The organism is Flagellimonas chongwuensis (assembly GCF_013376415.1).
Lineage (GTDB): Bacteria > Bacteroidota > Bacteroidia > Flavobacteriales > Flavobacteriaceae > Flagellimonas > Flagellimonas chongwuensis.
In genome coordinates this window covers 34203-47616 of record NZ_WYET01000003.1, presented here as the reverse complement: position 1 = coordinate 47616, position 13414 = coordinate 34203, and the positions used below count along the sequence as shown (strand labels likewise).

Genomic DNA, 13414 nt, shown 5'->3' with positions numbered 1-13414 from the left:
TATCAAGATTTTAAGATAAAAGCAACGAATGCCCTAACTTTACCACTTCATTTTTTACAATATGAGCAAGGAAAAGCAAAGAAGGGAGGCGTTACTGTATCACGCAAAACCACAGCCGGGAAAAATCAAGATTGTACCAACAAAACCATATTCCACCCAAAGGGACTTGGCATTGGCCTACTCACCAGGGGTGGCCGAACCTTGTTTGGAAATTGAAAAGAACAAGGATGATGTTTACAAGTACACTGCCAAAGGGAACATCGTTGCCATAATTTCCAATGGAACGGCTGTATTGGGTCTGGGGGATATTGGACCAGAAGCTTCCAAGCCGGTAATGGAAGGAAAGAGTTTGCTTTTTAAGATTTTTGCTGATATAGATGGAATCGACATCGAATTGGATACCAAAGATGTTGATCGCTTTATCGAAACGGTGAAGACCATCGCTCCAACTTTTGGAGGTATCAATTTAGAGGACATCAAAGCTCCCGAAGCTTTTGAGATAGAAAGAAGATTAAAGGAGGAACTGGATATTCCGGTAATGCATGACGACCAGCACGGTACTGCTATCATCTCCGCTGCTGCTTTGTTGAATGCGTTGGAGATAGCAGATAAAAAAATCGAAGAAGTCAGGATTGTTGTAAGTGGCGCGGGCGCAGCGGCAGTTTCCTGTACCAAATTGTACAAGGCATTTGGGGCAAAGGCGGAAAATATCGTAATGCTCGATAGTAAAGGAGTAATTAGAAGCGATAGAGAGAATTTAAGCGCTGAAAAGGCAGAGTTTGCCACCGATAGAAAAATAGATACACTCGAAGATGCCATGGTAGGTTCCGATGTATTTATTGGACTTTCCATTGCGGACATTGTATCACCGGAGATGTTGAACTCCATGGCGGAAAATCCAATTGTATTTGCCATGGCCAATCCTAATCCCGAAATCGAGTATGACCTGGCCTGTGAAACCAGAAGGGATATTATTATGGCCACGGGACGTTCCGATCATCCTAACCAAGTGAACAATGTACTTGGATTCCCTTTCATATTTAGAGGAGCTTTGGACGTTCGTGCCACCAAGATCAATGAAGAAATGAAGATGGCCGCGGTAAGGGCCTTGGCGGATTTGACAAGGGAGCCTGTGCCGGAGCAGGTCAATATAGCCTATGATGCAACAAGGTTGACTTTTGGCAGGAATTACATTATTCCAAAACCATTCGACCCACGATTGATAACCAAGATTCCACCGGCAGTGGCAAAAGCCGCCATGGACAGTGGGGTCGCCAAGTTTCCGATTCAAGATTGGGACAGATACGAAGAAGAACTGTACCAAAGGTCGGGCAACGACAATAAAGTAGTGAGGTTATTGCACAATAGGGCCAAGGTGAATCCAAAACGCATTGTTTTTGCGGAGGCGGAATTATTGGATGTAATGAAGGCCGCTCAGATTGTTTATGAGGAAGGAATCGCAACACCTATTTTGCTCGGGAACAAGGAAATTATTGAACATCTTAAAAAGGAGCTTGAGTTTGATGCCGAGGTGCCGATTATTGATCCTCGTTCCGATGAGTTCAGTGAAATGCGTTCCAGATATGCGCTAAAGCTTTGGGAACTCAGAAAAAGAAAGGGTGAGACCAAATACAGTGCGCGTGTCAACATGGGCAAGCGTAACTATTTTGGAGCCATGATGTTGAGGGAAGGCGACGCTGACGGTATGATTTCCGGTTATTCAAGGGCGTACCCTAAAGTTTTACGTCCTGTTTTTGAAGTGCTGGGAAGGGCGAAGAACGTGCAGAATGCCAGTACAGTGAACATTATGATTACGGATAGAGGTCCACTATTTTTAGCGGATACCTCTATTAATATAAATCCAAATGCAGAAGAGCTTGCCGAGATTGCCCAAATGACGGCAAACGTGGCCAAAACCTTTGGTTTTAATCCAATCATGGCATTGCTTTCCTATGCGAACTTTGGCTCGTCAAACCATCCCCACGCCAAAAAGGTGCGTGAAGCCGTTAGAATCCTACATGAGAGAAACCCTGAATTGGTGGTCGATGGTGAAATTCAAACTGATTTTGCACTAGACCCGGAAATGAGCGATAAAAATTTCCCGTTCTCCAAAATATCAGGTCAAAAGGTGAACACATTTGTATTTCCTAACTTGGAATCGGCCAACATCACCTATAAGCTTTTGAAAGGTCTGAACAAAGCCGATTCGATTGGACCAATAATGGTCGGGTTGACCAAGGCCGCCCACATCTTACAATTGGGGGCAAGCGTGGATGAAATGGTAAATATGGCCGCAGTGGCCGTTATCGATGCCCAAGAAAGGGAGAAAAGACGAAAAGCTAGAATGCAAGGAGAATAGCCTCCAATAAAACGGATAGTATGATTACTCATTTAAGAGGAAAACTAGTCGAAAAAAATCCAACCTATGCCATTGTGGAATGCGCTGGGGTGGGCTATTTTTTGAATATTTCACTGCATACCTTTTCCTTGCTAACCGATGAGGAAAATATATTTATCTACACGGATTTATTGGTAAAGGAAGACTCCCATACCCTGTTCGGTTTTGCGGAGCGTGCAGAGCGTGAAGTCTTCCGTTTATTGATATCCGTTTCTGGGGTCGGGGCCAGCACGGCAAGGACTATGTTATCCTCTCTGTCGCCGGCCGATGTGAGGGATGCGATTGCCAATGGCGATGTACCCACAATCCAGTCTGTGAAAGGGATTGGTGCAAAAACGGCCCAACGTGTAATCTTGGACCTTAAGGACAAGATTTTAAAAGTCTACGACATAGGTGAAGTTTCACAACAATCAAACAATACAAATAAAGAAGAAGCGTTATCTGCATTAGAGGTTCTTGGTTTTACCAGAAAGCAATCTGAAAAGGTGGTCGACAAGGTACTTTCCCAAGACACTTCGTTAAGCGTAGAGAACATTATAAAACAGGCGCTGAAAAATTTGTAACTAGTTTGAAAAAAGGGGCAAAACCAATACTTAAACCAATACGTTTTAAGTACACCTTCTTTATTGTTTGTTTGTTGTCCATATCCAACCTATTGGCGCAGGAAACTAACGAGCAGGCTCAGGATTCCGTGCAAACAGGAGTTGAGCTTGGTCGCCTTATTATGCAAAATCCCGACAGCATTGTTGCAAAATATACCTATGACCCCAAAACAAACACTTACGTATATACCGAGAGCATTGGCGATTTCAATGTTAATTACCCAATAATCCTTACGCCCGAGCAGTACTATGATTTGGTGGAGAGGGAGCAGATGAAACTCTATTTTAAGCAAAAAGGAGATGCCTACGCCGGAAAAAAGGCCGGTAGCGAAGAGGCTAGACGAAACCTTTTGCCCAATTTTTATGTAAACAGTAACTTTTTTGAGACCATTTTTGGGGGAAACACCATTGAGGTGATTCCACAAGGGTCGGTAGCCATGGATTTGGGCGTTTTGTGGCAGAAGAACGATAACCCTGCATTGTCCCCTAGAAACCGAACCAACCTTTCTTTTGATTTTGACCAGCGTATCAGTTTGAGTTTGTTGGGAAAAGTAGGGGAACGTCTTCAGGTGACAGCAAACTACGATACAGAGGCCACGTTCGATTTCCAGAATTTGGTCAAGTTGGATTACACCCCCACCGAGGACGATATTCTTCATAAAATTGAAGTAGGTAACGTAAGTATGCCGCTCAACAGTTCTTTGATTACCGGTGCGCAGAGTTTGTTTGGTGTAAAAACACAGCTTCAATTTGGAAAAACCACGGTAACGGCTGTTTTCTCTGAACAGCGTTCGCAAAACAATACCGTAGTTGCCCAAGGTGGTGGAACAGTAAATGAATTTTCACTTACGGCTTTGGATTATGATGAGGACAGGCACTTTTTCCTGGCACATTATTTCCGTGACAATTACGACCGTGCCTTGCAGTTTTACCCCTTTATACAGACCCAAGTGCAGATTACGCGTTTGGAGGTATGGGTGACCAACCGAAACCAACAGACTCAGAATGTGCGAAATGTGGTGGCCATCCAGGATTTGGGAGAGGCCATTTCGGATAATACCCGTATAGGAGTGAACAATGGGGACCCCGCAGGATTTTTTAATCCCCAGGCAGTGGCCACAGGACTTCCACAGAATGGTGCTAATGACTATGATCCAAATCAAATAGGTAGCGGAGCGCTTACCCAGTCCATCCGGGACATCGCCACGGTGGAAGCAGGATTTAATATCCCAGGATATACCGTAAACCAAGGTTTTGATTATGCAATCTTGGAAAATGCGAGAAAACTGGAGGCTGGCCGCGATTATGAATTCGATTCCCAATTGGGTTATATTTCTTTGAGCCAGAGTTTGAGCAATGATGAGGTGCTCGGGGTTGCTTTCCAGTATACCTTTAATGGGCAGGTCTATCAAGTTGGGGAATTTGCCAACGGAGGTGTGGATGCGACCACGGTTCCACCAAATTCCAACTTGATTGAGAACAATTCATTGGTCTTGAAACTATTGAAAAGTAACATCACCAATGTGCAAGACCCTATTTGGGATTTGATGATGAAGAACATCTACTCTACAGGAGCTTATCAATTGAGCCAAGAAGATTTTAGGCTCAATATCCTCTACTCGGACCCAACGCCTAGAAATTATATTACTCCGGTCGACCCGAACGCTGGTTGGCCCACTGGTCTACAGGACCAAGTGCTATTAAATGTATTTAATCTGGACCGTTTGAACACTTATAATGATGTGCAACCGGGCGGAGATGGCTTTTTTGATTATGTTGAAGGAATTACGGTCGATTCGCAATCAGGACGGATTATTTTCACGAAGGTCGAACCATTCGGAGAGTATCTTTTTGAATTGTTGGGAGGTGGGGTCTACGATGTGGACAACGATCAGGGCTACAATCCCAACCAACAGCGCTACGTGTTCCGAAACATGTACGCCAAGACCAAGGCAGCTTCGTTACAGGATGCCGAAAAAAACAGATTTCAAATAAAAGGAAAATATACTTCGCAATCCAATAACGGTATTCCAATTGGAGCTTTCAATGTGCCTCAAGGCTCGGTTACCGTAACTGCAGGAGGTCGCCAGTTGCAAGAAGGGATTGATTATACTGTAAATTATCAAGCTGGTACGGTGCAGCTTCTCGACCCAAGTTTGGAGGCATCCAATACGCCTATCAATATTTCGGTTGAGAACAATGCGGTGTTTGGTCAGCAGACCAGACGTTTTGCAGGGGTGAACGTGGAACATAAATTCAACGAAAAGTTTCTTTTAGGGGGAACCTTTCTCAACTTGAACGAGCGTCCCTTGACCCAAAAATCAAACTACGGAATCGAGCCCGTGAACAATACTATTTTTGGACTGAACGGAAACTTTAGTACTGAAATTCCTTTTCTGACGAGATTGGCCAATAAATTGCCAAATATTGATACGGATGTGCCTTCAAATCTTTCTGTAAGGGGAGAGGTAGCATTTTTAAGGCCCAATTCACCAAAGAATGCCGACTTTCAAGGGGAGACAACTACCTATCTGGATGATTTTGAAGGTGCACAGGCCTTGATTGATATTCGCTCATCCCTGGGGTGGACATTGGCGAGCCCGCCAGTAGAGTTTTTGAATGATAGAACGGGAATAGATGTTGGGTACGAGCGGGCAAAAATGGCTTGGTACACCATCGATCCTATTTTTTATACCAACCAAAGACCATCTGGATTATCGGACAACGATATTTCCCTGAACTCTACCCGTAGGGTTTTTATTGATGAGGTATTTACCGAAACCGATATTGCACAAGGGCAGACCCAAGTGCAAAGCACTTTGGACATAGTTTACTATCCCAACGCAAAAGGACCGTACAACGCCAATCCAAGTTTTGAGACCGAAACCCCGGATGCCAAATGGGGTGGAATCATGAGACCGTTGAGCAGTACCAATTTTGAACAATCCAATGTGGAGTTTGTCCAATTTTGGGTGTTGGACCCTTATGTCGATGGCGAAACCGTTGATGGCAATGCGGGGGAACTGGTGCTCAACCTGGGAAATATTTCCGAAGATATTTTAAAGGATGGTAGAAAGCAATACGAAAACGGATTGCCTGCCAGCACCAATAATGAAATTCCGAGAGAGACCATTTGGGGTCAAGTACCTTCCACGCAGTCTTTGGTTTACGCATTTGATGCTGATGAAGCCAATAGGTCGGCACAAGACCTTGGTTTGGATGGTTACGGCGATGCGGAAGAAGCTACAATCTATAATGGTCCGGCAGAAGACCCTGCTTTGGACAACTACCAATATTACTTAAATCGCGAGGGAGGTATCTTAGAACGCTATTTGGATTTCAACAATACACAGGGAAACTCCCCGGTCACCGTTACAAACACTAATAGGGGCTCCACCACTTTGCCCGATGTGGAGGATATCGATAGGGATTTGACCATGAATACTGTGAACAGCTATTACGAATACCGTATTCAAATAAAGCCAAATACAACTATCGATGATCAATACGTAACGGATATCCGTGAAGGACAAACACCTACGCTGCCCAATGGAACGCAGTTGAACCGTAGATGGATTCAATATAAAATCCCATTGAGCGATTTTACCGATGCCGTCGGTGGAATTTCGGATTTTAGGTCCATTAGCTTTATGAGGATGTACCTTACCGGGTTTTCGGATGATGTGGTGCTTCGTTTTGCTACTTTGGATTTGGTACGCGGCGATTGGAGGACCTATACCAATTCGCTACAGCCCACTGTGGACAATGATCCTACGGATGATGCTACCGTGACCGATGTGAATACGGTGAACATAGAGGAAAATTATGGAAGGCAACCCATACCATATGTATTGCCTCCAGGAGTTTTCAGGGAACAGTTGAACAACAACAATACAATTATCCGTCAGAATGAGCAGTCATTGTCCTTTGTGGTGGAAAATTTGGAGTCCCAAGATTCCCGTGGGGTGTTTAAAAATGTGAATGTGGATGTGCGTCAGTACGAACGTTTAAAAATGTTTATGCACGCCGAAAAAATATTCAATGCCGATTATTCGGACAGTGACACACCCTTGGTCGGTTTCTTGAGAATCGGCACGGATTTCTCCGAAAACTTTTATCAGATAGAATTGCCGCTTCAATTTACCTCCTTCGGAGCATCAACTGCGGAAGAGATTTGGCCAGATGTCAACGAAATTGATGTAGCATTGAGGGATTTGAACAAGGTGAAATCAAAAGGAATATCAGATCAGACCCTGGACGAAATCAATTACTATGAAATAGTGGATGGCGAGGCTGTTTTGGTAGATGAGTTCGCTCCAAGAACTTTGGGAAGGGTCCGTATTGGTATCAGGGGTAACCCATCCTTGGGTAGTATCCGTGGTATGATGGTCGGTATCAAGAATATCGATGATATACCTGCAAGGGGAGAAGTTTGGTTCAACGAGCTTCGTTTGGCGGGATTGGAAAATAATGGAGGCTGGGCCGCAACTGCTGCCTTGGACGCCAACATGGCCGATTTTGCCAATGTAACCGCAACAGGAAGCAGAAGTACATCTGGTTTTGGGTCTATAGATCAGACCCCGACCGAGCGTGCTTTGGAAGATGCTATTTCCTATGATGTGGTCACCAATGTAAATGTGGGGCAATTGTTTCCCAAGAAATGGAATCTGCAACTACCATTCAATTATGGTATTTCTGAAACATTGATTACACCTGAGTTCGACCCTGTTTATGATGATTTAAGATTGGACGACAGGATTGCTGCAGCTTCAACACAAGAAGAAGCTGAAACCATTCAGGAGCAAGCGGAGGATTATACCAAACGAACCAGTATCAATTTGATCGGGGTCAGAAAAAATAGGGGAGAGGAAGCCGAGGAAAATTTCTTCGATGTGGAAAATTTTACCTTTAATTATTCCTATAACGAAACCGACCATAGGGATTTTGAGGTGGCAGAGCTTAGGGACCAAAACGTTTCAACGGGATTCGTTTACAATCATAATTTTAAGCCAGCTCCAGTGGCGCCGTTCGCCAAAAAAGATTCCATGCTCACAGGTAAATATTGGCAATGGCTCAAGGATTTAAACTTTAATGCCCTGCCTACAAGCCTGTCGGTGAATGCCAACTATAACCGCTCCTTTAATCAACAAAGGTATCGTGATGTGTTGGAGCCAGGAGTAGATGCGCTGCAGTTGCCATTGCTTCAACAACGTAATTACTTATTCAATTGGCAATATGCCCTCAACTATAGTTTGTCAAAATCATTACGGTTGAACCTGACCGCTTCCAACAACAATATTGTCCGTAACTATTTCAATGTTGATGATGACAGGGATTCGGGAATCAATCAGGCATTGGACCTTTGGGATGGATTCTTCGATATTGGTGAGCCCAACCGACATGCACAGCAAATGCAGTTGAACTATGAGCTGCCGTTCAGCAAGATTCCGTTCCTTAATTTTATAAATGCCCAGTACACCTATACCAGTAACTTTGATTGGCAGCGCGGAGGCGATGCGCTTATAGAAGTTGCCGAGGAAAACATCAACACCGTTCAAAATGCCAGCACCCATAATTTGACGGCCAATATGAGCATGCAACGTTTTTATGACTTTTTGGGTCTGAAGAAACGTGACGGAAAAGTAACAGCGAACCAAGCCGCTATAAGGAGGGACAAAGCCGGTAACCCCGCTAATGGTGAAGAAGCAGAAGGTCCCCGAAAAACCAGTAAAGGTTTCAATACCTTGGTGGATATTGTTACTATGGTAAAACGGGTCAATGTCAATTACAGCGAAAATCGGGGAACGGTTTTGCCAGGTTATACCCAATCCATCGGATTTATCGGAACTTCTCGACCAACATTGGGATTTGTCTTTGGAAGTCAGTCCGATGTAAGGTTCGAAGCGGCACGTAGAGGATGGTTGACGGATTATCCAGAGTACAGCAACCAATTTATGCAGAACACCAATAGGCAATTGAATGTTACTGCCACGGCCCAGCCAACACAAGATTTGACAATCGACCTTAGTGCCGATAGAAACTTTATGAGTTCGTCACAAGAGACCTATAGTCCTGAGGAATGGGCAAACGGACAACCGGGATTGATCAACGAAATGGGGAACTTTAGCATCTCCACCGTAATGATCGGAACCGTGTTCAGTAAAAGTGATGAATTTGATTCCGAAACCTTTGAGCAGTTCAAACAAAACCGTATTACCGTTGCAAATAGATTGGTTGCCGATAGAGGGGAGAATCCTGGGCAATTGGATGAGGACGGTTTTCCAGAGCGATATGGTAAAACGCAGCAGGAAGTATTGCTTCCGGCCTTCTTTGCCGCATATACAGGTCAGGATGCTGAAAGTGTTAATTTGGATGCATTCCGGGAAATCCCGATTCCAAACTGGAACATTAAGTACACCGGTTTGATGAAAAACAGATGGTTCAAAAAGAAATTCAAGCGATTCTCCTTGAGCCATGGATATCGCGCTGCCTACAGTGTGAACTCGTTCCAGACCAATTTGGAGCGCCAAAACACTTCTGTCGACTCAGAGACCGGTGATTGGCTCCCCAAAACATTGATCAATAATGTGGTGCTTACGGATGAGTTCAATCCGTTGATGCGAGTGGATTTTGAGATGCAAAATTCTTTCAGCTTTTTGGCCGAGATGCGGACGAGCAGAACCCTGTCTATGAGTTTTGATAATAATTTGTTGACCGAAATCAACGGAAATGAATACACGCTTGGTTTGGGCTATCGCTTTAAGGATGTAAAATTTGTGACCAATATCGGCGGAGAGAAAACACGGTTGAAGGGAGATTTGAACCTGAAGGCCGACCTATCACTTCGTGATAACATCACCATCATCCGTAACTTGGATATCAATAACAATCAAATTACTTCCGGTCAGCGATTAATGTCCATAAAATTTACTGCGGATTATGCCCTAAGCAAAAGTTTGAACGCCTTGTTCTTCTATGATCATTCCTTTTCTGAGTTTGCGGTATCCACTGCATTTCCACAGACTACCATCAATACCGGCTTTACGTTGCGATATAACTTCGGAAACTAGAAAACACCCTATATTTATTTATACGTCATTTTGTGGCAAAGTTTCTTTGAAAAGCTTTCCGCAATCTGTTACATTTGTCCATCGACTAATTCAAATACATTAGCAATGAACATACCATCAGAATTAAAGTACACAAAGGACCATGAGTGGGTCAAGATAGATGGGGATATCGCAACCGTTGGAATCACGGATTTTGCCCAGAGCGAACTAGGGGATATCGTTTACGTAGAGGTGGAAACTTTGGATGAAACCTTGGATAAAGAAGAGGTTTTTGGAACCGTTGAGGCCGTAAAGACCGTTTCTGATTTGTTTTTGCCGTTGAGCGGTGAAATCGTAGAATTTAATGAAACATTGGAAGACGAGCCCGAAAAAGTGAATTCCGACCCTTATGGCGATGGCTGGATGGTGAAAATAAAAATTAGCGAGCCTTCCGAGGTAGAAGAATTAATGAGTGCTGATGATTACAAGGCATTGATAGGTGCTTAAAAAAAGCATATATACTATATTGTTTATAAGCTGGGTAGTGGTCATCACAATGCTCAGCTTATTTTCTTTCTCTCAAATGGATTTGGATACAGGAGGTCTGGATATTCCCTATGCCGATAAAATCGTTCATTTTACATTTTATTTGGTGTTCGCATTTGTGGGAAGTTTAAGTTTACGGGAAAGAACCTCTGGAAGCCTAGGATTGAGAAAAACCTTGATTATTGTTTTGATTTTCGCTATATTATATGGAATGCTGATTGAGGTGCTGCAATATACCCTAACAACGGATCGGATGGCCGAATTTGCCGATGTTTTGGCAAATACACTGGGAGCATTTGCAGGAATTGGGTTGATTCGGTGGTTTTTTTCTAAGAAAAACCCGTTAAAATGGAAATTTTAATTGTTTATTTAACCAATTAATAATTAAATTAGCAAACACTAAATTTAGAAAAGGAGAAAAAGGATGGAACCAAAAAAGAACCCGAAAGCAGACGTAGGAAGAAACAGTGCCCTATATTTCGTTATAGGATTGGCCGCTGTTTTGGCATTGGTATACGGAGCAATGGAGTGGAAAAAATATGACAAGGTCAATGATTACGACATTTCTATGAATGTTGAAGATCAATTGGACGAAGAAGTGCCAATGACCGAGCAGATTAAGACTCCACCGCCACCACCGCCACCTGCAGCCCCCGAAGTTATCGAGGTTGTAGAGGATGAGGAAGAAGTTGAGGAAACAGTAATCGAATCTACTGAAACCAGCCAAGAAGAAGAGGTAATCGAAATCGAGGAAGTTGAAGTAGAGGAAGTTGAAGAAGATATCTCTGTTCCTTTTGCAGTTATCGAGGACGTGCCAGTATTCCCTGGGTGCGAAAACGCTAAGGATAAAAAGGCTTGTTTCCAAGAACAAATGCAAAACCACATCCGTAAAAACTTCCGTTACCCAGAAATTGCCCAAGAAATGGGAGTTCAAGGTAGGGTAAGTGTAATTTTCGTTATCCAGAAAGATGGAAGTATCGGAAACATTAGAATGCGTGGACCGGACAAAAACTTGGAAGCAGAGGCAATGAGAATTATTCAAAAACTGCCTAAAATGACACCTGGAAAACAGAGGGGTAGGCCAGTAAAGGTTCCTTTCAGTATTCCAATTACATTTAAGCTTCAGTAAAATTTATATAATTCTTGCCGAGGTAGGAATAGAAAAAGCCCTGATGGAAACGTCAGGGCTTTTTTTATTCATTTAAATACTAGAATCATAAAACTTTAGCTTTGGTTGCAAAAGATATACACTGGCGTTATCTTTGCCAGCCAATAATGTAGTGGATGAAATCTGCCGTAGGTTCAGTAAAAAGCAATACCCTTTCCCTAGTATTTTCCGACTTTAAGGAGATTACCAAGGCCAAATTGGCCGTAAGCGTGGTCTTCTCTTCGATTGCGGGGTATTTTCTGGGTGCCTATCAGGTGGATTTGGTCTCTTTATTGTTATTGATGTTCGGGGGGTACTGCATGGTCGGAGCCTCAAATGCCTATAATCAAATTATAGAAAAAGACCTCGACGCTCTAATGAAGCGTACCCGAAACCGCCCCATTCCCTCGGGAAGAATGAGCGTGAGGACCGCATTGATCATTGCAGTCACGTTAACAGTGCTGGGAGTTTTGGCTTTGCTTGCACTTAGCCCTAAAACGGCGATGTTCGGTGCCATATCCATTTTTTTGTATACCAGTGTTTATACGCCGCTGAAAACAAAATCGCCTTTATCCGTATTCGTAGGTGCCTTTCCCGGAGCCATACCTTTTATGTTGGGGTGGGTGGCAGCGACCGATGATTTTGGTATTGAGCCGGGGACATTGTTCATGATTCAATTTTTTTGGCAGTTTCCGCACTTTTGGGCACTCGGGTGGATGTTAGATGACGATTATAAGCAGGCAGGATTCAAAATGTTGCCTACAGGGAATAGGGATAAGGGAACGGCACTTCAGATCATACTGTACACCATCTGGATGATTGTAATCTCCATTGTCCCGGTTTTTGGTTTTACAGGTAGGCTTAACCTTTCCATTACTGCGGCAATCATCGTATTTTTGTCAGGATTGGTCATGTTGTTTTTTGCTTTCAAACTTTATGAAAATAGGGACAATGCATCAGCCAGAAAATTGATGTTGGCCAGTGTAACCTACATATCATTGATTCAGATTGTATACGTATTAGATAAGTTTATAAGCTAAGAATGGATTTAACCCAAGGAACAGCGGAGGAAAAGAATAAAAGGGCAAAAAAAATGATGCTCTGGTTCGGTATTGTGAGTTTGATCATGGGATTTGCTGGCTGGACAAGTGCCTATATCGTTAGTAGTAAAAGAGAGGATTGGGTGAGCGATTTGGAACTTCCAAGTGCATTCTTTGTCAGCACGGCCATGATTATCCTGAGCAGTATTACCTATTTTATCGCAAGAAAATCTGTAAGCAACAATAATCAAAAGGCGGGTACTATATGTTTGCTCATCACTTTGGCACTGGGAATCACATTTATATCATTACAATTTGTGGGGTTTTCACAGATGCTGGAGAACGGGTATTATTTTACCGGTCCCACCAGTAATATAAAAATGTCCTACGTATTTTTGATAGCTGCCGTACATATTGCCCACGTAGTGGCAGGATTGATTTCACTTTTAGTGGTTATTGTACAGCAAATAAGACATAAGTATACCCCCGATAATATGTTGGGAATGGAGTTGGGTGCCACATTTTGGCATTTTTTGGATTTTATTTGGGTATATCTAATTCTATTTATGTATTTCGTGAAATAAAACAAGATTGGCGCAGTTTTCAATCAAGTTTGTCTTTTACAATACATC

At 43.1% G+C, this 13414-nt stretch carries 8 protein-coding genes; all 8 read left to right on the top strand.

Going from position 1 to position 13414, the window contains the following annotated elements:
* Window positions 1-61 precede the first annotated feature (61 nt).
* Window positions 62-2359, top strand: coding sequence for an NADP-dependent malic enzyme (locus GUA46_RS05990; protein WP_176619716.1), 2298 nt, complete (start codon window positions 62-64; stop codon window positions 2357-2359).
* 20 nt (window positions 2360-2379) lie between these two features.
* A complete protein-coding gene (ruvA, locus tag GUA46_RS05985) occupies window positions 2380-2961 on the top strand; it encodes a Holliday junction branch migration protein RuvA (RefSeq protein ID WP_108246293.1) in 582 nt (193 codons plus the stop codon).
* A 5-nt stretch (window positions 2962-2966) separates the two neighbouring features.
* On the top strand, window positions 2967-10070 hold the full coding sequence (gene sov / locus GUA46_RS05980; RefSeq protein WP_176619715.1) for a T9SS outer membrane translocon Sov/SprA: 7104 nt from the start codon (window positions 2967-2969) through the stop codon (window positions 10068-10070).
* 105 nt (window positions 10071-10175) lie between these two features.
* Window positions 10176-10556 (top strand): glycine cleavage system protein GcvH, encoded by a 381-nt coding sequence (gcvH, locus tag GUA46_RS05975; RefSeq protein ID WP_108246291.1) that lies wholly within the window; start codon window positions 10176-10178, stop codon window positions 10554-10556.
* Between the two features lie 49 nt (window positions 10557-10605).
* Window positions 10606-10956: a VanZ family protein gene (locus GUA46_RS05970; RefSeq protein WP_108246290.1), complete on the top strand. Its 351-nt coding sequence runs from the start codon at window positions 10606-10608 to the stop codon at window positions 10954-10956.
* 63 nt (window positions 10957-11019) lie between these two features.
* A complete protein-coding gene (locus tag GUA46_RS05965) occupies window positions 11020-11724 on the top strand; it encodes an energy transducer TonB (RefSeq protein ID WP_108246289.1) in 705 nt (234 codons plus the stop codon).
* A 155-nt stretch (window positions 11725-11879) separates the two neighbouring features.
* Window positions 11880-12782, top strand: a complete 903-nt coding sequence (gene cyoE / locus GUA46_RS05960; RefSeq protein WP_108246288.1) for a heme o synthase — start codon at window positions 11880-11882, stop codon at window positions 12780-12782.
* Between the two features lie 2 nt (window positions 12783-12784).
* Window positions 12785-13366: a cytochrome c oxidase subunit 3 gene (locus GUA46_RS05955; RefSeq protein ID WP_176619714.1), complete on the top strand. Its 582-nt coding sequence runs from the start codon at window positions 12785-12787 to the stop codon at window positions 13364-13366.
* Window positions 13367-13414 lie beyond the last annotated feature (48 nt).